24 protein-coding genes are annotated in these 26097 nt (G+C 62.3%); 12 read left to right on the top strand and 12 right to left on the bottom strand.

Annotated elements, in window-relative coordinates; translation table 11 throughout:
• Nucleotides 1-113: 113 nt before the first annotated feature.
• The gene (locus P3T25_RS35935; protein ID WP_154561508.1) at nucleotides 114-1100 is read left to right on the top strand and encodes an AraC family transcriptional regulator; all 987 of its coding nucleotides are present in this window, start codon (nucleotides 114-116) and stop codon (nucleotides 1098-1100) included.
• Between the two features lie 18 nt (nucleotides 1101-1118).
• Here P3T25_RS35935 and P3T25_RS35930 read toward each other — a convergent pair whose 3' ends face one another.
• The 3 genes from P3T25_RS35930 to P3T25_RS35920 all read right to left on the bottom strand — a co-directional run bounded on the left by P3T25_RS35930 (nucleotide 1119) and on the right by P3T25_RS35920 (nucleotide 3255).
• Complete coding sequence (locus tag P3T25_RS35930; RefSeq protein WP_154561506.1) at nucleotides 1119-1892, bottom strand: molybdopterin-dependent oxidoreductase; 774 nt, start codon at nucleotides 1890-1892, stop codon at nucleotides 1119-1121.
• Nucleotides 1889-2521, bottom strand: coding sequence for a cytochrome b/b6 domain-containing protein (locus P3T25_RS35925; protein WP_429361810.1), 633 nt, complete (start codon nucleotides 2519-2521; stop codon nucleotides 1889-1891). The genes P3T25_RS35930 and P3T25_RS35925 overlap by 4 nt, the downstream gene beginning before the upstream one ends.
• Nucleotides 2522-2622: 101 nt before the next feature.
• Nucleotides 2623-3255: a hypothetical protein gene (locus tag P3T25_RS35920; protein ID WP_154561502.1), complete on the bottom strand. Its 633-nt coding sequence runs from the start codon at nucleotides 3253-3255 to the stop codon at nucleotides 2623-2625.
• Nucleotides 3256-3439: 184 nt separating this feature from the next.
• On the opposite strand from P3T25_RS35920, the gene P3T25_RS35915 reads away from it, so the two are divergent.
• Both P3T25_RS35915 and P3T25_RS35910 read left to right on the top strand, forming a co-directional pair.
• Complete coding sequence (locus tag P3T25_RS35915) at nucleotides 3440-4111, top strand: heavy metal response regulator transcription factor (protein ID WP_093638501.1); 672 nt, start codon at nucleotides 3440-3442, stop codon at nucleotides 4109-4111.
• Nucleotides 4108-5508: a heavy metal sensor histidine kinase gene (locus tag P3T25_RS35910; RefSeq protein ID WP_429361807.1), complete on the top strand. Its 1401-nt coding sequence runs from the start codon at nucleotides 4108-4110 to the stop codon at nucleotides 5506-5508. Before P3T25_RS35915 ends, P3T25_RS35910 begins: the two co-directional genes overlap by 4 nt.
• On the opposite strand, the gene P3T25_RS35905 is transcribed toward P3T25_RS35910, so the two are convergent.
• Both P3T25_RS35905 and P3T25_RS35900 read right to left on the bottom strand, forming a co-directional pair.
• A complete protein-coding gene (locus P3T25_RS35905) occupies nucleotides 5505-5678 on the bottom strand; it encodes a hypothetical protein (RefSeq protein WP_166618212.1) in 174 nt (57 codons plus the stop codon). The genes P3T25_RS35910 and P3T25_RS35905 overlap by 4 nt on opposite strands.
• 52 nt (nucleotides 5679-5730) lie before the next feature.
• Nucleotides 5731-6072, bottom strand: coding sequence for a zinc ribbon domain-containing protein YjdM (locus tag P3T25_RS35900; protein WP_154561498.1), 342 nt, complete (start codon nucleotides 6070-6072; stop codon nucleotides 5731-5733).
• A 207-nt stretch (nucleotides 6073-6279) separates the two neighbouring features.
• Between P3T25_RS35900 and P3T25_RS35895 the strand changes: the two genes are divergently transcribed.
• Both P3T25_RS35895 and P3T25_RS35890 read left to right on the top strand, forming a co-directional pair.
• Nucleotides 6280-6603 carry a hypothetical protein gene (locus tag P3T25_RS35895; protein WP_154561595.1) on the top strand — a complete coding sequence of 108 codons (324 nt, stop codon included), beginning with the start codon at nucleotides 6280-6282 and terminating at the stop codon, nucleotides 6601-6603.
• Between the two features lie 204 nt (nucleotides 6604-6807).
• Nucleotides 6808-7110, top strand: coding sequence for a putative quinol monooxygenase (locus P3T25_RS35890; protein ID WP_093638511.1), 303 nt, complete (start codon nucleotides 6808-6810; stop codon nucleotides 7108-7110).
• 80 nt (nucleotides 7111-7190) lie between these two features.
• On the opposite strand, the gene P3T25_RS35885 is transcribed toward P3T25_RS35890, so the two are convergent.
• Nucleotides 7191-8696, bottom strand: coding sequence for a sensor domain-containing diguanylate cyclase (locus P3T25_RS35885; RefSeq protein WP_154561496.1), 1506 nt, complete (start codon nucleotides 8694-8696; stop codon nucleotides 7191-7193).
• A gap of 269 nt (nucleotides 8697-8965) precedes the next feature.
• Between P3T25_RS35885 and P3T25_RS35880 the strand changes: the two genes are divergently transcribed.
• The 4 genes from P3T25_RS35880 (at nucleotide 8966) to P3T25_RS35865 (ending at nucleotide 14775) form a co-directional block, all read left to right on the top strand.
• Nucleotides 8966-9898, top strand: a complete 933-nt coding sequence (locus P3T25_RS35880; RefSeq protein ID WP_266239169.1) for a 2-hydroxyacid dehydrogenase — start codon at nucleotides 8966-8968, stop codon at nucleotides 9896-9898.
• Nucleotides 9899-10043: 145 nt separating this feature from the next.
• The gene (locus P3T25_RS35875; protein ID WP_266239170.1) at nucleotides 10044-12965 is read left to right on the top strand and encodes a molybdopterin-dependent oxidoreductase; all 2922 of its coding nucleotides are present in this window, start codon (nucleotides 10044-10046) and stop codon (nucleotides 12963-12965) included.
• A 101-nt stretch (nucleotides 12966-13066) separates the two neighbouring features.
• Entirely contained in the window at nucleotides 13067-13813 is a 747-nt protein-coding gene (locus P3T25_RS35870) for a 4Fe-4S dicluster domain-containing protein (protein WP_154561490.1), read from the top strand.
• A gap of 11 nt (nucleotides 13814-13824) precedes the next feature.
• The gene (locus P3T25_RS35865; RefSeq protein ID WP_154561488.1) at nucleotides 13825-14775 is read left to right on the top strand and encodes a dimethyl sulfoxide reductase anchor subunit family protein; all 951 of its coding nucleotides are present in this window, start codon (nucleotides 13825-13827) and stop codon (nucleotides 14773-14775) included.
• 62 nt (nucleotides 14776-14837) lie between these two features.
• Here the strand turns inward: P3T25_RS35865 and P3T25_RS35860 are convergent, their stop codons facing one another.
• Together P3T25_RS35860 and P3T25_RS35855 are read right to left on the bottom strand one after the other, a co-directional pair.
• On the bottom strand, nucleotides 14838-17402 hold the full coding sequence (locus P3T25_RS35860) for an adenosylcobalamin-dependent ribonucleoside-diphosphate reductase (RefSeq protein WP_429361802.1): 2565 nt from the start codon (nucleotides 17400-17402) through the stop codon (nucleotides 14838-14840).
• A 376-nt stretch (nucleotides 17403-17778) separates the two neighbouring features.
• On the bottom strand, nucleotides 17779-18063 hold the full coding sequence (locus P3T25_RS35855; protein WP_028197253.1) for a DUF3331 domain-containing protein: 285 nt from the start codon (nucleotides 18061-18063) through the stop codon (nucleotides 17779-17781).
• A gap of 345 nt (nucleotides 18064-18408) precedes the next feature.
• Here P3T25_RS35855 and P3T25_RS35850 point away from each other — a divergent pair, with 345 nt between their 5' ends.
• Nucleotides 18409-19491: an AI-2E family transporter gene (locus P3T25_RS35850; RefSeq protein WP_266239172.1), complete on the top strand. Its 1083-nt coding sequence runs from the start codon at nucleotides 18409-18411 to the stop codon at nucleotides 19489-19491.
• A gap of 71 nt (nucleotides 19492-19562) precedes the next feature.
• Here the strand turns inward: P3T25_RS35850 and P3T25_RS35845 are convergent, their stop codons facing one another.
• Both P3T25_RS35845 and P3T25_RS35840 read right to left on the bottom strand, forming a co-directional pair.
• Complete coding sequence (locus P3T25_RS35845; protein WP_154561482.1) at nucleotides 19563-20423, bottom strand: alpha/beta hydrolase; 861 nt, start codon at nucleotides 20421-20423, stop codon at nucleotides 19563-19565.
• 73 nt (nucleotides 20424-20496) lie between these two features.
• A complete protein-coding gene (locus tag P3T25_RS35840) occupies nucleotides 20497-21606 on the bottom strand; it encodes an OpgC domain-containing protein (RefSeq protein ID WP_171927001.1) in 1110 nt (369 codons plus the stop codon).
• 578 nt (nucleotides 21607-22184) lie between these two features.
• Between P3T25_RS35840 and P3T25_RS35835 the strand changes: the two genes are divergently transcribed.
• A complete protein-coding gene (locus tag P3T25_RS35835; RefSeq protein WP_154561478.1) occupies nucleotides 22185-23357 on the top strand; it encodes a porin in 1173 nt (390 codons plus the stop codon).
• A gap of 85 nt (nucleotides 23358-23442) precedes the next feature.
• Here P3T25_RS35835 and P3T25_RS35830 read toward each other — a convergent pair whose 3' ends face one another.
• Nucleotides 23443-23742, bottom strand: a complete 300-nt coding sequence (locus P3T25_RS35830; RefSeq protein ID WP_154561476.1) for a hypothetical protein — start codon at nucleotides 23740-23742, stop codon at nucleotides 23443-23445.
• 359 nt (nucleotides 23743-24101) lie between these two features.
• Nucleotides 24102-24689 (bottom strand): NUDIX domain-containing protein, encoded by a 588-nt coding sequence (locus P3T25_RS35825; protein WP_154561474.1) that lies wholly within the window; start codon nucleotides 24687-24689, stop codon nucleotides 24102-24104.
• A gap of 123 nt (nucleotides 24690-24812) precedes the next feature.
• Here P3T25_RS35825 and P3T25_RS35820 point away from each other — a divergent pair, with 123 nt between their 5' ends.
• Nucleotides 24813-25568 (top strand): DeoR/GlpR family DNA-binding transcription regulator, encoded by a 756-nt coding sequence (locus tag P3T25_RS35820; protein WP_168435748.1) that lies wholly within the window; start codon nucleotides 24813-24815, stop codon nucleotides 25566-25568.
• The last annotated feature ends 529 nt before the right edge of the window (nucleotides 25569-26097 follow it).

Here is a 26097-nt window from a genome sequence, read left to right as displayed (position 1 = left end):
CCGGGGAATACCTGAATGTCTTGAAGGTTTGCCTAAAACTCCTGGCGGTGAGCGCAGTAGGTCGTTTGGTGCTAAATTTCAAGCATTATTCTCTTGCACGTCACTATACCGTCATGTCAACCCGTTCCGTTGAACCCGTCCCGGCCGCTGGCGGCCCCGCCGATCCTGCCCAGCAGCGTCTGGTCGATTTGTTCGATTTGCTCGCGCCCAAACCGGGCGTGACGCGTTCGAGTTTCGAAGGTGTCAACCTGTTGCGCGCCAATAGTCCGATGCCGCGTATGCCCGTGATGTACGAGCCGAGCATCGTGATCGTCTGTCAGGGCCGCAAGCGCGGTTTTCTCGGCGATCAGGTGTTCCAGTACGACGCACAGCAATACCTGGTGCTGTCGGTGCCGCTGCCGTTCGAATGCGAAACCGAAGCGAGTCCGGAAGAGCCGTTCCTCGCGATCTCGGTGCGTGTCGATCTGACCATGGTGGCCGAGTTGCTGATGGCGCTGAACGAAACGCAGGGCGCTACGCAGAACGAGCCGCTCGGCATCTATTCGACGCCGCTGGACCCGGCCCTGTCCAACGCCGTGCAGCGTTTGATGGACGCGTTGGCCTCACCGCTCGATGCGCGGATTCTGGCGCCAGGCGTGGTCCGCGAAATCTGTTATCGCGTGTTGACGGGCGAGCAGGGCGATGCGATTCGCGCGGCGCTCACGCATCAGAATCATTTCGGCCGCATCGCCAAAGCGTTAAGGCGTATCCACGCCGATTATCAGGGGCAACTCGACGTCGATACGCTCGCCTCTGAAGCGGGCATGAGCCTCGCCGTTTTTCATGCGCAATTCAAGGCCGTGACGGCGACCTCGCCGATGCAGTACGTGAAGACCACGCGTTTGCATCACGCGCGTTTGCTGATGGCGCACGACGGTTTGAATGCCGGTGCGGCAGCGGCACGCGTCGGTTACGAAAGCGCGTCGCAATTCAGCCGCGAGTTCAAGCGTCTGTTCGGCCTGAGCCCGGTCGATGAAGTCAAGCGCATGCGCACCGTGTACGATGCACCGCCGCCGCCGCGCGTGGTCAGGCCGGTCCCGCGTTATGTGACCGCGGTATAAGCGCGTTCCCGGGAAGCGTTATAGCCCGCTAAACCAGTTGTACCCCTGGTCTTCCCAATAGCCGCCAGGGTTCGTGTTGGTCACGAAAATCGCCGCGATGTGCTTCGGATTCTTGAAGCCCAGTTTGGTCGGTACGCGCAGCTTCAGCGGGTAGCCGTATTTGGCCGGCAGCGGCGCGTCGCGGAAATCGAGCGTGAGCTGGGTTTGCGGATGCAAGGCTGTCGCCATGTCGAGGCTCGAGTAATAACGGTCCGCACATTTGAACCCGACATAGCGTGCGCTCAGATCGGCGCCGATGCGTTCGAGGAACGTGCGAAATGGCACGCCACGCCATTGCCCGATCGCGCTCCATCCTTCGATGCAGATGTGCCGCGTAATCTGTGAAACCTGGGGCAAGGCGCGCAGTTGATCGAGATTCCACGTGCGCTTGTCCGACACCAGACCGGACACTTCCAGTTGGTACGTCGAGCCGTCGATATCCGGCGCGTCGAACTCCGGATAGAACGCGTTGAAGGGGAACGGGTCGGTGATTTCTTTCGCCGAGTAGGTCGGCGCGAGCTTGTTGCGATCGAACAGCCACCCCTGCACGCGATCGTTCCAGCGCGACATGGCCCACAACACCTTGTCGACCGAATCTCCGTCCTGCATGTTGCAACCCGAGAGCATCGCCAGCGCACCGATCGAAAGCGACGAGCGCAGGAACAAGCGCCGTTGCAATCGTTCGATTTGCGGTTTGTGGTCGGCGAGGACAATGCGCGTGCCGCGCGCGTCTTTGCGTTCTGCGTCGCTCATGCTTCGCTCCTTTCGTGCGTGGACAGTCGGGCGCGGCCGATCAACATCGGCAGCAACGTGCGCGGCACCAATAGCACCAGCGCCAGATGCACGACGACAAAACCCACCACGCCGGCCATCGCGACAAAATGCACGCGACGTGCGAAATCGAAACCACCGAACAGTGCGGTAAGCCACGAGAACTGCACTGGCTTCCAGATCGAAAGCCCCGACGCGACCAGCAGCACGCCAAGGAACAATACGAAGAGATAGAGCGCGCGCTGCACCGCGTTGTATTTGCCCGTATCGTGCGGCAGCTTGAACCGCATCGCTAATGCGGCATCGTGTACGACGTCGCGTGGATAGACAGGCAATAGCTTGCGACGAAAATGCCCACGCCCGATGCCATACGCCAGATACAGCAGGCCGTTAGCGCACAGCAGCCACATGGCCGCAAAGTGCCATGCAATCGAGCCGCCCAGCCAGCCACCTACGGTCGCCCACACCGGAAACTTGAACGGAAAGAAGGGCGACGCGTTATAGATCGCCCAGCCGCTCATCACCATGCAGACCATGGCAAACGCGTTGATCCAGTGCGTAATTCGTACGACGAATGGGTGGACGATGAAGCGCGCTTGCGGTTTGGGCATGGTGAGCGGTGATGAAACAAGGAAAAATCTGAAAGCCGCGTCATTGAGGCACGCGGCTGTTCGAGCAGCTAAAAAGGGCGAACGGTTGAAGAAACGCCGTATTACATCGGCGGCGTTACGCCGTGCTCACCTGCGGAGATGAAATTCGCCGCCATCGAGCCATCGGCTTCCTTATGGGCGAACAGCACGACCTTCGCGCCCGGCACCAACAGTGCGCGGTCACCCGGTTCGAGCGCGACGATAGGCACGTCTTGCGGAATCACGATTTTCTTTTCACCGTCCTTGTACTTGACCGTGATCGTGCGGCCGTTGCTGACCACGAGCGAGCCCACCGTGCCGTTGGTCATCGTGCTGTTCGAGCCGAGGTCCCACGGGCGGTGACCTTCGCCGGAGCCACGCATGCTGGCCGGGAATACGTGCACTTCGAGCGCCTTCAGCGAGCCGTCGGGCTGCGGGATCGCGGCGGTGCCGACATAGCTGTCCGGCTTGATGTCGTTCACGTCGGCAATCGTCACGCCGCGAATCGGCGTGTCTTTGGCGAGTTTCACGTCGACGTCTTTGCCGTCGCGCGTGTGGACTTTCAGCACGTCGCCCGAGAGCGCGGTCACGGTGCCACGCACGCCGGTGGGCGCGGCGCTCTGAGCTTGCGCGACGGATCCTGCTGCGAACAATGAGGCGGCGACGAGCGCGGGGGCAACGAAGGCGCGCATCGCATTAGCGGAGACAATCTTCATGAGTCTGCTCTGGGTGGGTGAAAGATAGCGTCAGGTTAGGCGCGCGATCGGCTCCGCCAAGTGACAGACGGATGACAAAAACGTCATGAACGGCGCGCCGCGGCCACGTAGAATGGCCGCCATATCCACGTCCACATTCATGACCCACGCCCACGGCGGCGCTCGGGGTCGGAAACCAGGCATCATGAGCATCCTCGTCATCGAAGACGACCCGAAAACCGGCGACTACCTGAAGAAAGGCCTGCGCGAAAGCGGCTACGCGGTCGACCTTGCGCGCACCGGCACCGATGGGCTGCACATGGCGCTCGAGCACGCGTATGACCTCGTGGTGCTGGACGTGATGCTGCCCGGTATCGACGGTTGGGAAATCATGCGTGCGCTGCGGGCGCGGCGCGATCTGCCTGTCATTTTTCTGACCGCGCGCGATCACGTCAGCGACCGCATTCGCGGCCTCGAACTCGGGGCCGACGATTACCTCGTCAAGCCGTTCTCGTTCACCGAACTGGTGTTGCGCATCCGCACGCTGTTGCGCCGCGGCGTGATCCGCGAGAGCGATGTGTTCGAGATCGCCGACCTCAAGCTCGACGTCCTGCGCCGCAAGGTGACGCGCGAAGGCGTCGAGATTCCGCTGACCAATAAGGAATTCATGCTGTTGCATCTGCTGGTGCGCCGCCAGGGCGAGGCGTTGTCGCGTACGCAGATCGCCTCGGAGGTGTGGGATATGAACTTCGACAGCGACACCAATGTGGTCGATGTGGCGATCAAACGGCTGCGCGCAAAGATCGATCATCCGTTTGAAAAGAAGCTGATTCATACGGTGCGCAGCATCGGCTACACATTCGGCGACGGCGCATGAAACTATGGACCGAACGTTCGTTGACGGCTCGCACCACGGTGCTGTTCGCCTCGATCGCGTGCGTGGTGATCGGCACGTTGGGCATGTATTTCTACCACTCCGCCGAGCTGTCGTTGCAGCGCCGCGCGGACGTGGTGCTCACCGGCCGTGTCGAGCATTTCAGCCGCATCGTGCACGATCTCTATTCGGTTAGCGAATTGAAGAGCCGGCCTTTGCTGTTCGAGAGCATGCTCGGTGCGGAGCAAGACGTGCTGCTGTTTCGCCGTCCGGGCGAAGCGCCGTTTATCGACGTGAATCCCGGCAATGTCGCGGTGCCTGCCCTGCAGGCTAGCACCGCGGACCACTTGCCGACACTCTCGGATATCCGCCAGACCCTGCTGCCGGACGGCGTGCCGGTTCATTGGGCGATCGCTACCGTCAAAGCGCGTGAGGATGGCAGCGAAGTCGAAGTGATTGCCGCGCATCCGATGACCCAGGAAGTGCGGATGCTGGCCGCCTACCGCAATCGCATCGTGCTGGCCACGCTGACCGGCATGCTGGCTGCCACGCTGCTTGCCTATTACGTGCTGCGCCGCGCGTTGCGGCCGGTGCGCGAAATCGCCACGCGGGCGGCGCAGATCAGTCCGGCGAGTTTATCGGTGCGGCTCGACAGTGAGGCTGCGCCAGTCGAACTACGCCAGCTCACGCACGCCTTCAACGCCATGCTCGACCGTCTTGCCGATGGCTACCAGCGCCTCTCGCAGTTCTCCGCCGATCTGGCGCATGAAATTCGCACGCCGGTGGGCGCCTTGATCGGCCAGACCCAGGTGACGCTCGCGAAACCGCGCGATGCCGACGAGTATCAGCAACTGCTCGAATCGAATCTCGAGGAGCTGAGCCGCTTGAGCCACATCGCGGAGAACATTCTGTTTCTCGCGCATGCGGACCATGCGGCGCTGTCCATCGACCGTGAGCCGGTCGATCTGCGCGATGAACTCGTCAGGATCGCAGACTATTTCGAAGGCCTCGCCGACGAACGCGGCATGCGCTTTACCGTCGAGGCTCGGGGCGTGGCGTCGGCCAATCCGATGCTATGCCGGCGAGCGATCAACAATCTCGTCGTCAATGCGGTGCGATACGGCGCGAGCGATACGGTGGTGCGCTTGAGCGGCACGCAGGACGAGCAGGGCGCGACTGTGGTGGTGGAAAACGACGGTGCGCCGATTCCTGGCGAGCAACTGGACCGCCTGTTCGATCGCTTCTACCGCGGGGATGCGGCGCGCAGCGAGTTCACCGAATCGAGCGGGCTGGGGCTCGCGATCGTCAAGGCGATCATGCATCTGCACGGCGGCACGGCGCGCGTGGTGTGTCCGGTGCCGGGCGTGGTGCGCTTCGAATTGCGCTTTCCGGGCGCTTAACTGGTTGTTTGCGTGGCGGAGGTCGTCTCCGGCGCATGGCAGCACACGCAGAGCTTGTTGCCATCGTCATCGCGAAACTTAAGCCGCACTCCTGGCGTTTCCATCAGCACGTCATAAAAGCCGAACGCGCGCTCGAAATCCGTAATGCCGACGAATACGTGGGAAAGCATCAGTGTCGCTCCTCGTTTGCATTGCCGGCCGATCCAGGCCGGGCCGGATGCATCAAACTTTCTTCAGATACTCAGCCTTCAGCATGAAGTTGCCTGCGTCCATCTTGCAGTCCACTTCGTGATCGCCGCCGACCAGACGAATGCTTTTCACCTTGGTGCCCATTTTCAGCGTGATCGACGAGCCTTTCACTTTCAGGTCCTTGATCAGCACCACGGCGTCACCGTCGGCGAGCGGGTTGCCGTTGGCGTCCTTGACGACGCGTTCGTCGGTCTCGTCCGCGCTTTGGGTAGCGCTCATCGGCCACTCGTGTGCGCAATCCGGGCAGACATAATTCTCGCCATCCGGGTAAGTATTTTCCATTGCACATTGCGGGCAAGCGGGAATTGTCGACATGATTTTCTTTCCAGACCGCGACTTGGCGCGGAAAACTTCAGGGCCGGGGAGTATAGCGGACGCGCACCGGGCCGCCTGCATCCGGCACGCCGGATACTGTTGCAGCGCAAACCGGTAATAGCGATACCGGGATGATCGCGCAACTGGTTGCGGCGGCGCGCGCCGGATACGATGAAACACCTCATTTTAACTGTCGGGAAAACCGCTATGAAACGCTTCCACATTGCTTTGGCCGTTACGAGCCTCGAGGCTTCCATCGACGATTACAGCGCCCGTCTCGGCCAGCCGCCCACGGCCGTGGTGCCGGGCCGTTACGCGATGTGGCGAACCGAGCTGCTCAACTTTTCGATCAACGAGATGCCGGATAACGGTGGGCAGCTTCGGCACGTCGGCTTCGAGGACGATTCAGTAGAAGGTTACTCGAGCAGCAAGGATGTAAACGGCCTCGAATGGGAGCTGTTTTCGGTGGAAGAGCAGGATCGGCGGATCGTCAGCACTTACGGCGAGGCGGTACGAACCGGCAAAGGCTGACATGCTTTTCTGCGCGGATGCAACCTGAATGCCTGTGCCTGATGCTGCCTGGCGCGACCCGATGTGCCCCCATGCTCTTCGGCACAGCTTCACGACCGCCGCCCTATACTTGCTAAGGTGCTTGACGAGCCGATGCCTTTCACAGCGCTTTGCCGGCCTGGCAAAGCGGATCCATTGTCCTCACTTCACCCAGGGAGTCGCGCCATGGTCAAACTCGCTCTGTACGTTCGTCTTGAAGCCAAACCCGGCAAGGAACAGGATGTCGAGGCCTTTCTGCTGAGCGGCTTGCCGCTCGTCGAGGAGGAGCCTGCTACCAGCGCCTGGTTCGGTCTCAAGCTTGGACCGACCACCTATGCCATTTTCGACGCTTTCCCCGACGAAGCTGGCCGCGAGGCGCATCTGAACGGCAAGGTGGCCGCTGCGCTAATGGCGAAGGCCGGCGAGCTATTCGCCACGCCGCCCAGCATCCACAAACTCGATGTGCTGGCATCCAAACTGCCAGGCTGATTGAGCTGCCAATCCGCTGACACGGCGCGGCCTTTTCAACAATCGAATTACACCGTACCAACGTGCGAGGCGGTCGGGCGTCAGTCGCTCGACGCGTCCGCAGACGGACGGTTCGCGTAGTGCGCGTGCTTTTCCTCATACATCAGCAGATCGGCGCGTTGCACACCGGCTTCGAGACGGTCGCCGCGCTGGCACGTCGCCGCACCCATCGAAAGACTCAGCACAGAGCCCGGATAAAACTGGTTGTTCAGATCGACCAGCTGGCGGATCGCATCGACCATTGCGGCGCCGCCACGCTCGTCGGTGTCCGGCATCAGGATCGCGAACTCGTCGCCGCCGATGCGCGCCGCGTGAAACGGCGCGTCCGTCGCTTTGGCGAGAACTTCGCCGGCGCGCCGTAACAGCGCGTCACCGGCCGCGTGGCCGAGCTGGTCGTTCACGCGTTTGAGGCCGTTCAGATCGGCCATGATGATCGTCACCGGCCACGGACCCTTGCGCTCGAGCCGGTTCAGTTCATCCACGTAAAAGGAGCGGTTGCGCAGCTTGGTCAGCACGTCATGCTTGCCGAGGAACTCCAGGTAAGCTTCGGCCTTTTTGCGCGCCGTAATATCGGTGAGGGCCACCAGCACCAGGTCCCAATTCTTTTCATGACCCGGCAGTATGGAGAACTGCAGGTGCACGTGCACCTCGTTGCCGTCGAGGGAATAATTGAGCACCTCGCGCTGCTGGAACAGCTTGCCGTCCCATAGATCGATCAACTGCTCGCGGAAATGCGGCCGCATGTCGTCGCGGAAGACGTCGGGCAGGCGCGCCAGCAGCGTTTTTTTGTCTTTTGCCACGAACATGTCGAGCGTGTGCTGGTTCACGTCGAGCACGTGGATTTCCTGCATGCAGCGCTCGACAAACTCGGGATGCACGTCAGTAAACACGCGGAAATCGCTGATGCCGGCGGAGCGCGCGTCGTCGAGCAGACGCTTGACCGAGCTGAAATCTTCCACCCACAACGAGACCGGCGAATATTCGAACAGGCCGCGCACATACTGTTCGGCAAGCGTCACGCGATGCCGCGCGCCTTCGAGTTCGGTAATGTCTTCGACGGACACGAGCACGCGGTCCCAGCGTTCTTCATGGCCGGGCAGCACGGCGCCCTTGAGCAGCACGTCGAGGCGCCGTCCGCCGAGCGTGTAGTTGACCGTCTGGCTCGTGAAATGCGCCTGGCCGGCCCACAACTGGCATAGCTCTTCGAGGTGAGTCTTGAGCATGTCGTCGCGGAACACGGAAGCGAGATTGCTGGTGAGCGCCTCGAAGTCGGCGGCCTCGAATTGCGCCAGCGTCTTCTGATTGACCTTGATGACGCGGATGCTGTGCGCGCATTCGGCGACAAGGGCCGGATATTCGACGAAATGGGCGCGCAGATCCGTCACACCTTGGGCCCGCCAGGCGTCGAATAGCGCCCGCACGCCGCTGAAGTCCTCGAGCCAGAGCGAGACGGGCGCGAGTTCGAACATTTCGGAATCGTCCCCCGAGGGGGCTTCCTGCGGGGCGTCGTTGGCAGGCGCTGAGCCGCGTGGCAGGGTGTCCAGCATGAGATTCCCGTGGTCGGAGTTCCGGCTATTCTAAAGCGGCTTCGGTTCGGCTTAAAAGAAAGACGCATGACGCATCCTGTCCGCGCCGGTCCATTCACGAAGATAACGGCGTGGTTCGGATGAGACTTTAGGCTGCACGGCAGCAGGTTTGCAACCGGGCCTTTTGATTGAGACCGCCCGTGATCGCACGCCAGCAGGGCCACGGGAGGCTTGTTACACTCACTCGTCGCATCCTCCGTCCGTCACAGCCTTAAGAAAAAACGTCCGCCATGAAGCCATCCCTGCTGGTTCTGATCCCCTTGAAAGACGCAAGTCGCGCCAGCGTCGAGACTGCTTTCCACGTCGTCTATGCACCCGATGCCACCCAGCGGGCCGCCGCGATCGCCACGCACGGCGAGACGATCCGTGCCGTGCTGACCAACGGCACGACCGGGCTGACCGCCGCGGAAATCGACCGGATGCCACAACTCGAGTTTGTCAGCGCGCTCGGCGCCGGCTACGAAAACCTCGCTGTCGACCACGCCCGTTCGCGCGACATCGTGCTGGTCAACGGCGCGGGCACCAACGATCACTGTGTGGCCGATCACGCGTTCGCCTTACTGCTTGCGGTGGTGCGCGACGTGCCGCAACTCGATCAGGCCACCCGCAAGGGCGCCTGGCGCGACACGTTGCCGATGCACCCGAACGTTTCCGGCAAGCGGCTCGGCATCGTCGGGCTCGGCAATATCGGCGAGAAGGTCGCGCGGCGTGGCGGCGGGTTCGATATGGAAATCGGCTACCACAACCGCAAACCGCGCGAAGGCTCGCCGCTGCGCTATTTCGACAACGTGCAGGGTCTGGCGCACTGGTGCGACTTTCTGGTGGTGGCGACGCCCGGCGGCGGCGGTACGCGTCATCTGATTAACAAGGCGGTGCTGGACGCACTCGGGCCGGACGGTTTCGTGGTCAACGTCTCTCGCGGCAGTGTGGTGGATACCGCTGCTTTGGCGGATGCGCTTGCCGCCGGCACGATCGCCGGCGCGGGTCTCGACGTCTACGAGGGCGAGCCGCATCCGCCCGAAGCCTTGCTGACGCTGCGCAACGTAGTCCTGACGCCGCATGTGGGCGGCCGCTCGCCGGAGGCGATCGCGGCTTCGGTCGACAATTTCCTGACCAACGCCAGACGCCATTTTGCGGGCGACGCGGTGTTGACGCCGATCTGACATTTGAAGGCAAACTGAAACCATCAGCCCAGCGGATAGTTTCTCTCGAAAATCGCGATTTCCCTTGTAGGCTCGTGGCGAATAGGATGGTCGGTATCGAATCCACATCGCTTCGACACAGCCGGAGCCGCGACGGAGATCCCGCATGGAACACCACGCCCGCACGCAGGACGAACGGCTGGAGATCAAGACCACCACTTGCTACATGTGCGCCTGCCGCTGCGGCATCCGCGTGCATCTGCGTGAAGGCGAGGTGCGCTATATCGACGGCAACCCCGAGCATCCGCTGAACCAGGGTGTGATCTGCGCGAAGGGCGCCTCGGGCATCATGAAGCAGTACTCGCCCGCGCGCCTGACCCAGCCGTTGATGCGCAAGGCAGGCGCGGAGCGGGGCAGTGCGCAGTTCGAGCCGGTGTCGTGGGAGGTCGCGTTCGACATGCTCGAAAAGCGCCTCGCCGCGATTCGCGCCACCGATCCGAAGAAATTCGCGCTGTTCACCGGACGCGACCAGATGCAGGCGCTTACCGGCCTCTTCGCCAAACAGTTCGGCACGCCTAATTACGCGGCGCATGGCGGCTTCTGCTCGGCCAACATGGCCGCCGGGATGATCTATACGATCGGCGGCTCGTTCTGGGAGTTCGGCGGTCCTGATCTCGACAGCGCCAAACTTTTCTTCATGATCGGCACGGCGGAAGATCATCATTCGAATCCGCTCAAGATCGCCATTTCGAAGTTCAAGCGCGCGGGTGGGCGCTTCATCGCGATCAATCCGATCCGTACCGGGTATGCGGCGATTGCCGACGAATGGGTGCCCATCAAACCCGGCACCGATGGCGCGCTGTTCATGGCCTTTCTACACGAATTGATCGCGGCCGACGCCTGGGATCACGAGTTCGTGCAGCGTTATACGAATGCGGCGGAGCTTGTCGATCTCGACGAAGCCAGCGAAAACTTCGGCCTGTTCGTGCGCGATCCGGATAGACCGGTTGGCAATCCTCTGTTTCCGCAGAACCATCTCTGGTGGGACGCCGCAGCCGCGCGCGCCGTGCCGCACCATGCACCCGGTGTGACGCCCGCGCTCGACGGCCGCTATGCGCTCGCGGACGGCACGCCGGTCACGCCGTCGTTCGCCTTGCTGCGCGAACGCGTGGCCGACTGTACGCCGGAGTGGGCCGCCGAGATCACCGGCATTGCCGCGGACACAATTCGCCGCCTCGCCGGTGAAATGATCCAGACCAGCCGCGACCACCGGATCACGCTGCCGATCCAATGGACCGACGCGTGGGGCGAGACGCACGAGACCGTCACCGGCAATCCGGTCGCTTTTCACGCGATGCGCGGGCTGGCCGCGCATTCCAACGGCTTCCAGTCGATCCGCGCGCTGGCGGTGCTGATGTCGCTAATGGGCACGATCGACTGCCCAGGCGGCTTTCGTCATAAGTCGCCATTTCCTCGCGCGGTGCCGCCATCGGCGAAACCGCCGAACAGTCCGGACGCCGTCAAGCCGAACACGCCGCTCGCCACCGGTCCGCTCGGCTGGCCCGCCGCGCCTGAAGACCTGTTCATCGACGAACACGGCGGCCCGGTTCGCATCGACAAGGCCTTCTCCTGGGAATATCCGCTGGCCGTGCACGGCGTGATGCATAGCGTGATCACCAATGCCTGGCGTGGCGATCCCTATCCCATCGACACGCTGCTGATTTTCATGGCTAACATGGCCTGGAATTCGTCGATGAACACGATGAAGGTGCGCGAGATGCTCGCCGACAAGCACGCGAACGGCGAGTACAAGATTCCGTTTCTCGTGGTGTGCGACGCGTTCCAGTCGGAGATGACCGCATTCGCCGATCTGATCCTGCCGGACACGACCTATCTCGAGCGGCACGACGCGATGTCGATGCTCGACCGGCCGATCTCCGAATTCGACGGTCCCGTGGATTCCGTGCGCGTGCCGGTCGTGCCGCCGACGGGTCAATGCAAGCCGTTTCAGGAAGTGCTGATCGAACTCGCTTCGCGCCTCAAGTTTCCCGCCTTCACGACGGCTGAAGGCACGCGCCGCTTTCGGGACTATCCCGACTTCATCGTCAATCACACGACGACGCCCGCTTCCGGCGTGGGCTTTCTGATCGGCTGGCGCGGCAAGGACGGCGACAAGGCGTTGGTGGGCGAGCCGAATCCGCAGCAGTGGGAACAGTATGCAAAGAACAACTGCGTGTTCCATTACCGCTTGCCGGAGACGCTCCAATACATGCGCAACTGCAACGGACCGTATCTCGACTGGGCGGTGAAAAACGGCTTCCGTAAATTCAACGAGCCGATCCTGATCCAGTTGTACTCCGACGTCATGCAGAAGTTCAGGCTCGCCGCGCAAGGCCGCAGGAGCGGCAGGCAACCGCCGGAGCATCTGCGGGCGCGGGTCGAAAAGTATTTCGATCCGCTGCCGTTCTGGTATGCGCCGCTCGAAAGCGATTCCACCGATCTCACGCGTTTTCCGCTGGCCGCGGTGACGCAACGGCCCATGGCGATGTATCACTCGTGGGATTCGCAGAATGCGTGGCTGCGGCAGATTCATGGCGAGAACTATCTCTACATGAATCCGCTGATGGCGGCCGAAAACGGCATTGCCGACGGTAGCTGGATCTATGCCGAATCGCAATGGGGCCGGGTGCGCTGCATGGCGCGCTTTAGCGAGACCGTCGAGCCGGGGACAGTGTGGACCTGGAATGCGATCGGCAAGGCGTCGGGCGCATGGAACCTCGGCGCGGACGCGAACGAATCGCAGCGCGGCTTCCTGCTCAATCACCTCATCACCGACGAGTTGCCCGGTCGCGACGAAGCCGCCGCGCGTCTTTCGAATTCGGACCCGGTGACAGGCCAGGCCGCGTGGTACGACGTGCGCGTGCGCGTCTATCCCGCGGAAGCGGACGCGCGTCATACGCTGCCGCAGTTCGGTGCGATGCCCGCGTTGCCGGGATCGAACGGGGTGATATCGCGGGTCGTGCAGACCTATTTCGCGGGGCGCGGCGAATTCGCGGCACGGCTGCGTGGTGCGGTGGGGCGCAAGTGATGCAGGAATCGCAGGATTCGCACGCGAGCAATGCGAAACCCGGGCACCGCAGAACGGCGGGCAACGCGCGAATAACGCAGTAAAGCAGCAAGGAGCCTTTAATGACTCAGATGGCGTTAGTGATCGACCTGAACGTGTGCGTGGGGTGCCAGGCTTGCGTGACGAGCTGCAAGGAGTGGAATACGTCGGGCGAGTCGGGCAGTCTGGCCGATCTCAATCCGTACGACGCGGATCCGTCCGGCACCTTCTTCAATCGCGTGCAGAGCTTCGAAGCCGGCAGCTTCCCGAACGCCGACACGATCCACTTCCCGAAGTCGTGCCTGCACTGCGAGGACCCGCCGTGCGTGCCGGTGTGTCCGACCGGCGCCAGCTACAAGCGCAAGGAAGACGGTCTCGTGCTGGTCGATTTCGACAAATGCATCGGCTGCAAATACTGCGCGTGGGCGTGTCCATATGGTGCGCGCGAACTCGATGAAGCGCGCAAGGAGATGACCAAGTGCACGCTGTGCGTCGATCGCATTCACGATGAAAACCTCTCCGAACGCGACCGGCAACCCGCGTGTGTGCTCGCGTGCCCGACTTCAGCGCGACTGTTCGGCGATATCCACGATCCGGAGTCGGTGGTGTCGAAGGCAATCAAAGAGCGGGGCGGTTATCAACTGATGCCTGAGTGGAACACCAAACCGGCGAACCACTATTTGCCGCGCATCACGACGTCGGCATCGGGTTGCGGCAGCGGCGCCTGCTCGTGCCAAGACACAGGTGTGGCCCTTGAGGCGCCCGAATCACTTGATGCGCAACTCGAACACGGCCAACTGCATCTTGCGTCGATGGCGACGCGTATCTAAAGGACCTCGCGATGAATCCGGCTTTTTCAGTGGTTTTTCTCACGACGTTGAGCGGCGCGGCACAGGGCCTGCTGATCGCGCTCGTCGGTGTGGAGACGGCTGCGCATCTGGGACTCGTCACCGCGCCCGCGGTTGGGTTCTATGTCACCGGTGCGGGCTTGTCGGTCGTGTTGGGTGGCCTCGGGCTGATCGCTTCGTTCTTCCATCTCGGGCATCCGGAGCGCGCATGGCGCGCGGTCGCGATGTGGCGTACGTCGTGGTTGTCGCGCGAATGTCTGTGCCTGCCGGCGTTTCTCGCCTGCGCGTTTTTCTACGGCGTCGCGCACGGGTTCGGCTCACCGTGGTCACTCGCGATAGGCTGGCTCGGCGTACTGGCGAGCGCCGCGCTGTTCGTCTGCTCGGCGATGATCTACGCATGCCTGCGCTTCCTGCAGGAATGGGCCACGCCGCTCACGCTGGTCAACTTCGTGCTGCTCGGTTGCGCGTCCGGCTTCACACTGGCGACGGCGCTGACCGCGTGGTTCGCGCCCGCGCTGACAGTGGGGCTCGCAATCTGTGCCTGCGTCCTGACACTCGCGGGCTGCGCGAGCCGCTCGGCATCGCTCGTGCGCAATGCGCGCTTACGGCCGAAGTCCACCGTGCAGAGCGCGACCGGCATTCAGAATCCGAAGCTCGTGCAGATCTCGCGTGGCTTCACCGCTGGCGCGTTCAATCTGCGCGAGTTCTTTCACGGCAAATCGGCGGGGACGCTGCGCGGCGTCAAGTGGGGGTTCCTCGCGGCCGCGTTTGCCGTACCAGTTGTGCTGATGGCGCTGGGCGCGGGCCTGCATCCGATCGGCGTCTCGCTCGGCTTGCTGGCCGCGGCGTGTCTCGTGCAATACGCGGGCCTCGTGGCGGAACGCTGGTTCTTTTTCGCCGAAGCGAAGCATCCGCAGAATCTGTATTACGCGCGAGTCGGTTGACGCGTGGGTTGGCGCAGCCGTCCGATATCGGCGGCCGCGTCTGCGTTGTAACTAGCTGTCACTCACCCGCACGCACCGACCTCACCACACGCCGTACAGAAGTCGCACCCATCCTTGCGAATTACCGCATTCGCTCCACACGAGCCGCATTTGCGGCCGAGCATGGTGTGCAAGCCTTGCATACCGCCGGGTTGCGTCAAGGCTGCTTCGTCAGCCTCGCCAGGAGGCGGACGGATACCGAAATCCGCCGGCAACGCCGTCTCGGCCTTCATCTGCCCACGCGGCAAACGCGCCAGCATCCGCGACGGCACCTGATTGCCTTCGGCATCGAGAAAGCCGCGGCGGTGCAGAATCTGCTGGATCGCAAACGCGAGCGCCGCCACTTCGGAATCGTGCCAGCGCGGCGTGCGATGGCCGTCGAGACGCTGCACCTCGCCGAGCCGCACCTGCCCGCGATCCCACGACACCTTGCGCATATCCTGCAGATTGCGCGCGACAAAACCGCCGCGTGCCGCGAGCGACAGCGAACGCATCGTCGCCGTGATCCACTGTTGCGATTCGTCGCGCTGCCCGGTCGGAATGAAGAACTCGATGGGGCGTTCGATCGTGACTTCTTCACCGCCCAGCCGTCCCGTCACTTCGATGAACGAGACCGCCACGTAAAGCGACTTCTTGCCGGCTTGCGTCAGGTACTCGACCTTTTCGATGATCGCCGGCAATTCACCTTTGGGCCGATGATCGATCGCGATGCGCAGCGGATCCTGATCGGTCTCGGTCAGCGTATCGTCTGCTTGCGGCGGCGGGCTGACGCTCAGCACCGCGCCGAGCGTTTCATTCGGGCGGTACGTGGCGAGCCCTTTCAAACCGTTTTTCCACGCGTCGAAGTACAGGCTTTCGAACGCTTCGAACGGATAGTCCGCCGGCACGTTCACCGTCTTCGAGATCGACGTGTCCACGTACGGCTGCACGGCGGCCATCATGTCGAGGTGGTCGCGGGCCGACATTTCGAGTGCGCTGACGAAGTAGTCGGGAAGGTTTTTCACGTCGCCGCCGAGCTCGCGATAAAGGCGATACGCGTAGTCTTCGACATCGAACGACTCGCGGCCGCCGTCGGCCATCACCTTCATGCGCGTGTAGGTCCACGAGAAGGCCGGCTCGATGCCGTTCGACGCGTTGTCGGCGAACGCGAGACTGACGGTGCCCGTCGGCGCGATCGACAGCAAATGACTGTTGCGGATGCCGTCCTGGCGTATCGCGTCCTTGATGTCGTCGGGCAGGCGCGAGGCGAACGTACCGTCTTCCAGATAGCGTGCGGCGTCGAACAACTCAAACGCGCCGCGCTCGCGCGCCAGTTCCACCGACGCCCGATAGGCCTCGTCGCGCATCAACTGGGCGATGCGCACTGCGAAGTCGCGGCCTTCCTGCGAGTTGTAGCGCAGGCCGAGCATCACCAGCGTATCGCCTAAGCCGGTGAAGCCCACGCCGATGCGCCGCTTGGCGCGCGACTCGTCATATTGCTGTTGCAGCGGCCATAGCGTGACGTCGAGCACGTCGTCGAGAAAACGCACCTGGATGCGAGTGCGTTTGGCGAGACCGTCCCAGTCGAACGAAGGCTTGCGGCCTTTCATTTGAGCGAACGGATTGACCACGAAGCGCGTGAGGTTCAACGGTCCGAGGTTGCAGCAGCCGTAGGCCGGCAGCGGTTGTTCACCGCACGGATTGGTGGCGCGGATGGTTTCGACGGCGCGTAGATTGTTGTCCTCGTTCATGCGCGAGATGAACACGATGCCGGGCTCGGCGACGTCGTACGTGGAGCGCATGACGCGGTCCCATATCTCGCGTGCCGGCCTTTCGCTATAGACCCACAGGCCGTCCTCGCGTTGCCGCACATCGCCTGCCGCGCGCAGCGCGGGGGAGGGCTCGGCACGGTGCACGAGTTGCCAGGGCTGATCTTCTTCGACCGCGCGCATGAATTCGTCGGTGACGCCCACCGACACATTGAAGTTGTTCCAACGGCCTTTCGAATGCTTCGCCTCGATGAACTCGATCAGATCGGGGTGATTGCAGTCGAGCACGGCCATTTGCGCGCCACGCCGCGAGCCGGCGCTTTCCACGGTCCGGCATGACGCGTCGAACACGTCCATATAGCTGCACGGCCCGGACGCCGACGAACTGGTGGTATGAACGCGGGCGCCCTTGGGCCGGATCGCGGAGAAGTTGTAGCCGACGCCACCGCCGCGGCGCATCGTTTCGGCGGCTTGCAGCAGCGCCACGTAGATGCCGGGCAGGCCTTGTTCGTCGACACCCTGAATCGCGTCGCCGACCGGTTGCACGAAGCAGTTGATGAGCGTGGCGGCGATGCCCGTGCCCGCCGCGCTCATGATGCGTCCGGCGCCGAGCGCGCCGTGCCGCAGGTTATCGGCAAAGAGCGCTTCCACCGACTCGCGCAGGGCTTCCGGTTCCGCCTGAGCGACGCCACGGGCGACGCGTTTGAATACGTCGTCAGCCGATTGCTCGTCGCCTTTGGCGTATTTCTCGAGCAGGACGTCCAGAGAGAATTGTTGCGGTGCAACTAGCGGGGCGGGAGAAACCGCTGCGGCGCGGGGTTCGTGCGTGTCTTCTGCCATGGTGTCGCCTCTCGTTTGCCGCGAGACGGCTGCGGCGCGTTCGAATGGGATGCGGTGCATTCATTTAACGCTGCGCGTCTGACAGGCGTGGTGGCCTGGCGCATCGGGGTTCACCTTAACGCACGTGGCCAAGCACCGCAATCAGGCTTTGGGAGGCGGGCCAGCAGAGTGGCTGCCCGCCAATGCCAGCGGCCTTCCGTAGCGGCCGTTATAGACCTATAGGCGGTGAGTTGACGAGCGGCGCCGGGGCGTGTTGGAGAGCGCCTGAAAAAGCGGGCAGCGCGGCGGAGAGCCTGCGCCAATAATTCATGAAGGAGGCCTACGGCAGCAGGGACCGTAAGCTCACGGCAGCCACGTGTCGCCGAGGCAAAAAACTTCAGGCTTCAACCAGTTCGCCCAACACCTCAGCACAAATCATTGCAGAAGCATTCGAAGGAGCCGGCCGTTCAGCCGGTTTGAACACCGCGTCGCCGCGGCGGATCTTGCGTCGTGTCACCGCGCACGTTCCCGACGTATGCGCCGAGCGCCGCCGCCAACGCTGCTCGCCGTAATGACAGCGCCCCGGTTCGACCCAGCGGATCACCAGCGTGGTGTCGGAGCGCTCGAGAATTTCGATGCGTACGCCATTGGTTCCGTCAAGGGGGATGGACTCTAAGGTCATCATCGTCGGCTCCGTATTGTGGTGTGCCGAATGTAGTCCCGTGCGAGGCGGATAGCCATTGTGCCGCGGTTGAAACAGTGTTCTCTAAACAGCAACAATGAAACTTGACATTCACGCTTACCCGAAACGACGGGCCTTTGCGGGATATATGCGAGGTGAATTTGCGATAGCGTGGATTTTTGCAACGCAGTGTTGTACCCAGTGCGACGAGCATGCTGCCTGCGAAGGGCGCCGGTGCTTCCTTTAAGATGTGGTTATTGATGAGCAACCGTGCGACGCAAGTGTAGCGGGTTTGCATTTTTCCGGTCGTCACGCGCGCATATCCACAAGAACTCAAGAGCCCACATGATTTCACGCCCCCCCGTAGCGCCGCCCGAATTGCCGACACCGCCTGATTGCCTGAAAAAGCAGAAAGCGGCTTCACTCGTCCTGTATATCGCACTCGTGTTGCTGGCGCTGTGGGTCGTGCGCGATTTCATTGCGGTGGCGGCCTGGGCGGGTGTCATTGCGATCGCGCTGTGGCCGCTTTTGCAAACGGCGGCAGGCAACCGCTGGCTTGCTGGCCGCACGACGCTGATCGCCACGGCGCTAACCCTTGCGATCGCATTGCTGGTGGTCCTGCCGGTGGGTGTCGGCATTGCCCAGGCGCTGCGCGAAGCCCATGACATGAATGAGTGGTTCCAGGCCGCGCAGGAAAATGGTATTCCGATGCCGGACGTCATCCAGCGCTTGCCGTTCGGCGTGCAACAGGTTTCAGCCTGGTGGCAGGCCAATCTCGCCCAGCCGCTGCGCGACTCGGCGGCAATGAAGGGGCTGCACAGCACCACGGTGATGACGCTCGGCCGCCACTTCGGCGCGCGCGCGGCGCACGGCGTGATGGTGTTCGCTTTCATGCTAATCACGCTGTTCGTGATCTTTCAGGCGGGGCCGCGTCTGTCCGGCTCGCTGATGAAAGGCGTGCGGCGCGGCTTCGGCGACGACGGCGCGCAGTTGCTCGCGCGCATGGCCGCGGCAGTACGCGGCACGGTGTCGGGGCTGGTGGTGGTCGGGCTCGGCGAGGGGGTGTTGTTGGGCGTCGCCTATTTCGTGACCGGCTTGCCGCACGTCGCGCTGCTCGCGTTCGTCACGGCGATCGCCGCGATGCTGCCGTTCTGCGCACCGCTCACGTTCGGCCTCGCGGCCTTGTGGCTGTTCTCGCAAGGCTCGGTTGCCGCGGCCGTCGCGCTTGCTGTGTTCGGCTCGGTTGTGGTGTTCGTCGCCGAACATTTCGTGCGGCCGGTGCTGATCGGCAACTCGACGCGATTGCCTTTCCTGCTCGTGCTATTCGGTATTCTCGGCGGGGCGGAGACGTTCGGTTTGCTTGGCCTCTTCATCGGGCCCGCGCTCATGACCGTTCTGGTGGTGCTGTGGACCGACCTCGTGCAATAGTTGCACGCACTTGTTGCACACACTTTGCCGGCGCAATCAGGATTGCTGATTTGCCGGCTTATTTTTTCTGATTACTTGTCCTGATCGCGCGCCGATTGTTTGACGCAGCCAACCGTGTATTTCAGCGCGGCGGGCAACAGCGTGCTCCAGACATCCCAGGTGTGGCCGCCGTCGATGATGCGCAGCGCCGCCGGATTCCCCGCCAGCCGAAGGTGCGTGTAAAGCGATGACGCATCGGCCTGGATCGCCAGGTCGTCGTCGCCGGCGGCGATGAACATCGGCAGGCGATACGGCTGGCTCATGTACCGCTCCCATTGCGCCGGATAGTTGAGCGCATGCCAGACGTGCGGATCGAACTGCCGGTCGCCGAACACACCGACGCGGCGCGCCGCCGAAGCGAGCGGCGGCTCGTTCGCATAGATCGCGGGGCTCAGCAGGAGTGCGCCGCAAAACAGCTCCGGTTGCGTCATGGCGTAGCGCAACGCGCCGAAACCGCCCATTGAAACGCCGCCGATCATCCGCCCGTTACGCTGCGTTGCGACCGCGTAGCGTGTTTCGATCTCGGGCAGCAGATCGCCGAAGAACGCGGTTTCCATCTTCTCCTTGCGATCGACATACCAGTCCGTGCCGCCCTGCGGCATCACGATCGCAACCGGTGGCATCTCCTTGTGCTCGATCAGTGCGTCGGCGGCGGTTTGCAGGTGGCCTTGCGTGAGCCAGTCGTTGGCGTCGCCGTTGTTGCCGTGCAGGAGGTAGAGCACGGGAATGCGTGCGGCGTCGTGGCGATAGCCGGTGGGCAGATAGATCGTGTACGCCCAGTCGCGGCCGAGCGCTTCGGAATGGAAGCTTCGGCTGATGACGGTGCTGGCGCTCGCCGGCGCGCCGACAGCGGCGCACAGCGCGAGGAGTGCGGAATGTAGGAATAGACGCATGTCAGAGTAAGAGGCCGCCGCGCAGGTCGCGCGCGGCCGTCATGCTATCAGGATCGGCAGTGAAAACGCTCACTCAGGGCGACGTTCTGAGACGCAAGCTCCAGAGGTGCGTCGCGAAGCGCTTGAGCGGTTCAGATGCTCTCGCGACGGCGAACAGCGCGCCGACAGCACATGCATCCGCTACCAGCCCGAGGGGATAGTTCAGATAGCCGTCAGTCGCGGCATACAGCAGCGAATCGACGACCAGCGAAATCACGGCGCCCGCGATAAAGCACAGCAGCCCTTTGCGGCCGATCATGCCGACCCACGGCATCCATTGAGCGAGCTTCCTTGCCCAGCCGAGCTGGATCAGGTTCGCGACGAGCCAGGCAATCGCCAGAAAATTGACGGCGCGCAGATAGGAGAGATTTTGCTTGAAGCTGGCATCGAGCGGCTCGCGCTCAATAAAGAGCTTGTAGTAGGCCGCGGCGGCGACCACGGCGAACGCCAGCACGCTGACCAGCCAGCCGAGACGGTGCGCGCTGATCCGCTGATAAACCGGCTGGCAACGTGCCAGCACGCCGAGCACGAACAGCAACTGCCAGGCAAACGGGTTGAAATCCCAGTGCATGTCCGGCGCGGCGGGCAGGTAGGCGTCGATCGCCGGTGCGCCTGCCCACAGCGCAACGCTGCCGGCCAGCAGCAGCCATGGCTTGCTGCGCGCGAGCGGCAGGATCATCGGGACCAGCAGTGCGAAGAACGCGTACATCGGCAACACGGAAGCGAGATACGGCTGACGGCGGAACAGCAGAATGTCGCGCAGGGCGGCCACGGGCGTGTCCATCAGATCGTCGAGGTCGGTGGTGGCGAGATTCGGGCCGTCGATACTGAACGCGGTCAGCACCGCGCTGACCAGCAGCATCAAGCCGGCAGTGATGAGGAAGGCGCGATAGATTTCGAGCGAGCGGCGCAGGAAGCGGCTGCGCGCGGTCGCCTCGTTACGCCGTTCGGCGAGCGCCGCGTAGGCCGTCGCGGTGGCGAAGCCGCCGAGGAACACGAAGACCTCAGCCGCATCGCACAGCGCATAGGCATGCAGCGTGACGCGCGACAGAATGCTGCCGCCGATGTGATCGACGACGATGATCAGGAGGACCAGCCCGCGAAAAAAATCGAGCTCGATCAAGCGGGATTGCGACTTTTGCATTATGTGGTGCCAAAAGCAGCCCCGTGCGACGGCGCGCTAGTCCAGCGCGGCAGGCGTCTCACAAAGCTTTTGAAATTGGATTAGGTGTTGCGGCGGATGGCCGCCCCGCGGATGGCCGCCCCGCAGGTGGCCGCCCCGAGGATGCACGACCCGTGGGGTGACCAACCGCGTAGCCGCTTGAACCAGCCACGCGAGGCGCGGCTGCAGAGGCCAGTAAAAATGACCCGTTTGAGGGCGCAGAGTTCCGCTGCAGCGCCGCAAAAGCTTTCGATTATATTTCCTTCGATGACAAAACCGCGTCGAAACGCGCAGCGCCGGCGCGGCCAATGCGACAGCCAGCTTAAGTCCCGGCGGCGCGGCGCCGTTTACCTGAATAAGCGCTGCGAAAAAAGGGGCTGCCCTAGGCAGTGGAGATTTCGCAACGTTTTGAGATATGCGCGCGACACCCGATGGACGGCGACGTAACGGCGTGTGAGGATTTCCTTAAAGCGCGTCGGGGTCGATAAACGCCTCGACTAGCGTCAAAAAGAAAGCGGTCGGATCGAGTTGTCCCATTGCTCGAGCTCAGGGAGATCATCATGAACAAGCAAGTGTTCGCGCTGGCTGTCTCCACCGCTTTGTCCGCCACTTCGTTGGCGGTTTTCTCCCTGCCTGCTTTTGCCCAGACGAGCGTGACGCTGTACGGCGTGCTCGATGAAGGCATCAACTACACCAACAATGTCGGCCACGGCCATGTCTATGAACTCGCGAGCGGTTTTGCGCAAGGCAGCCGTTGGGGCTTGAAGGGCGCCGAGGAACTGGGCGGCGGCCTGAAGGCGATCTTCCAGCTCGAAAACGGCTTCGACGTCAGTTCCGGGCGGCTTAACCAGGGCGGCCGGATGTTCGGCCGCCAGGCGTTCGTCGGCTTGAGCTCGGAGCCATACGGCACCTTGACGTTCGGCCGCCAGTACGACTCGGTGGTCGACTTTCTGGCGCAGACCACGGCCAACGGCAACTGGGCCGGTTCACTGTTCTCGCACCCGTACGATAACGACAACACCGACAACTCGTTCCGTCTCGACAACAGCGTCAAGTACACCAGCCCGTCGATCTCGGGCTTCCAGTTCGGCGGCGTCTACAGCTTCAGCAACGACACCGGCTTCGCCAACAATCGCGCGTACAGTTTCGGCGGCCAGTACACCTACGGCGGACTGCTGGTGGCCGCGGCTTATCTGCAGGCCGACAACCCCGGCAACGGCTCAAACGGCGCGATCACCGCGAACGACGCCAGTTTTATCGCGGCTCGCATGCGCGTGTTCGGCGGCGGCATCACCTACACCTTTGGCCCGGCCACTGCCGGCTTCGTGTACACCAACTCGAACTATCTCGACCCGACCGGCAACGGCTTTCTCGGCGTGACGCCGCTCGTGCCGCCGGGCGTGTTGTTGAACTCGCTCAAGTATCAGAACTTCGAGGTGAACGGCAAGTATCAGATTTCGCCGATACTGTTCGTCGGCGCGCAGTACGTGTACACGATCGAAACCTACGACGCCTCGAACGGCGGCGTGAAGCCGAAGATTCATTCGTTTGGTTTGATGGCGGACTACAACCTGTCCAAACGCACCGACGTGTACATTCAGGGCGAATATCAGCAGGTGACCGGCGACGCCACGTTCTCAATTCTGGACGATGCCTTCACGCCCGGCACCCAGTCGCCGTCGTCGACGTCGAAGCAGGTCGTGGTGCGCGCGGCGATACGGCATAAATTCTAGAGGGTGGCAGGACGTGCCGGCGGTGGGCCGCATGATGACTGCAGGGCCGGGTGTGATGGATATCGCTTTCCCGTGCGGCGGGAGATCAGTTCATCACGTAGTTCTGAATCAGAATCCCGACTACCACGCCGGCGGGAATGCCGAAGGTTCTGCCGCGAATTGTCGCGGTTAGATCTTCGTCGAGTATGAAGCTGCAGCGGCGGTCACGCCAGACGGTCTTATAAGCCAATGGTTTTGCATCGACGATGACGATCGAAATGAGCACGGTCAGGATGACCTGTTCCAAAGCATGCAGTTTCGCGATAAACGGTGAAAATTCACCGGCATTGCACAGCAATACCATTACGACTGCGGCGACCACGATGCCGAAAAAGAAACCGGCCATGAATCTGTTCGCTGAATTAAGAGAATCCACTTAAACCTCAAATCATTCGCCGGCTTTATGACGCTGACGAAGTAAAAAATATACTGACGGAAATGGTTTTCCCGTTTAAGAACTGCCTCGCAATGACCGCGCGGCAGGCAGGCTTTAAAAGGACCCGTAAGGATATTTTTTTGACGTTCATCGACATATCATCCTTTTCCCAAAGTCGCGTGGGATTAGTCTGAAATGCCGAGGTTTGTGGCGAGGCCGCGGACAGAACGGCCGTAGCGGGAGCGAGGCGCTCGCCACATTGCGCGTAAATGCCCATGCGCACCGCCGCCGCCGCGGTCGATCTCGCCGAACGACCTGCGAGCCAACACTTACGCGCCGAACAGATTCAACTTTGCGTACTGCAACAACATGATCGTCTTCCCGTCGACGATCTCGCCGCGTTCGACCATTGCCAGCGCTTCGTCCACCGCCAGTTCCAGCACCTCGATATCTTCACCTTCGTCGGCAATGCCGCCGCCCGCGCCGACTTTCGCCACCGCATCATATTCAGCGACGAAAAAGTGCAGCTTTTCCGTCACCGAACCCGGGCTCATGAAGGCTTCGAATACCTTGCGCACGTCGTGTACGCGGTAGCCGGTTTCCTCTTCGACTTCAGCGCGAATCCGCTCTTCGGGTGAGGCGGCCTCCAGCAGGCCCGCCGGCGCCTCGATCAGCATACCGTGATGACCGTTGACGAACGCCGGCAGGCGGAATTGCCGCGTCAGCACCACCGTGCGGCGGCGCGGGTCGTACAGCAATAGCGTCGCGCCGTTGCCGCGATCGTAGGTTTCGCGGCTCTGGCGCTGCCAGCTGCCGTCCGCGCGTTGGTAGTCGAAGGTGGTTTTCTTCAGCACGTACCAGTCGTCCGATAGCACTTTCACGTCGACGATCCGCACCCGCCCGGCGATTTCGTTCATGGCTCGTATCCTGTTCCGTTGGGAAACGCGGTCTGCACCGCATGCAATTTATGGTATCGTGCAATATCGTGCAAAAACAAGAAATTTCGTGCAAATTGCCAAAATGCTTTCGGGACGCCCGCCGTGCTCACATCGCAAAGAAAACAGTTGATCCTTGAAGCGCTCAAGCGTGACGGCCAGGTGATCGCCAGGACCTTGAGCGTCGAGTTCGACGTCTCGGAGGACACGATCCGCCGCGATCTGCGCGAGCTCGCCGCCGAGGGGCAGCTCCAGCGCGTGCATGGCGGCGCATTGCCGGCGTCGCCGGCGGCAGTGGATTTTGCCGGGCGCGAGCGCATCGAATCGGCATCGAAGGCGGCGATCGGCCGGGCGGCGGCGGGCATGATCGCGCGCGGGCAGATTGCCTTCATCGACGGCGGCACGACTGCCGTGCAACTGGCGCGCCACTTGCCGCGCGATTTGCGGGCGACGATCGTCACGCACAGCCCGAGCATCGCCGTCGAACTGGCCGAGCACGCGGAGCTCGAGGTCATCATGATCGGTGGGCGTCTGTTCCGGCATTCAATGGTCAACGTGGGTGCGGCGGCTATCGAATCGCTCAGCCACATTCGCGCCGACTTCTACTTCATGGGCGTCACGGGTGTGCATCCGCAAGCGGGCCTGAGCACCGGCGATATGGAGGAGGCCTACGTGAAGCGCGCGCTCGCGGAACATGCAGCGGAAACAGTGGTGCTGGCGTCGGCGGAAAAACTCAATGCGGCATCGGCGTACAAGATCGCGGATGTGTCGGCGGCCAGCACGATCGTCGTCGAGCGGAATACGCCAGAGGTGCTTACCGCGCCGTTCGAAGCATTGGGGATCACGATCTTGCGCGCTTAGTTAAATACGTTTTAGTAAGTTACGCTCGCGACAAAACAGCGGCCATCGCCGATCCTCGACAGATAACAAGCAGCGCAATAAACCCACTGTTATAACGATTCATACCCAATACGTTATTTGCGAGATAGCTGACAAAAAATGACGCACCGTGCGTCTAAACAGCGAGATAATCCCGGCCCTTGGCCCTCTGCAGGGCAGGGAAAAGGCAACTCACGGTAGTTCAAGGTCAATCAGATCGACTGCGGCAGCCGAAGTGATGGCTACTGCACATCGCCGGTACGCCCGGGCTCAAACAAGCGCCCGCGGTTCGAACACCTCCCTCGTGGTTATCGCCGTCCAGCGCAGGTTCGCCGCGCGCGAGCACGCGCGTGGTCTCGCGCGAGACCTGACGTTTTCCACGATCGTCCTGCTCACGAGTTGCCGCTGTGTTCACTTAGAGCGTGTTAGGCACCTTGTGTGAGACCTGGTATCCTGGCGGGATGAAAAGAGCAGACCGCAAAGGGTATCCGACCGATGTGTCGGACGAAGA

It is taken from the genome of Paraburkholderia sp. GAS32, from assembly GCF_050434225.1.
GTDB lineage: Bacteria > Pseudomonadota > Gammaproteobacteria > Burkholderiales > Burkholderiaceae > Paraburkholderia > Paraburkholderia madseniana.
The sequence above is the reverse complement of the archived record's forward strand: the minus strand, read 5'-3'. Positions and strand labels throughout refer to the sequence as shown.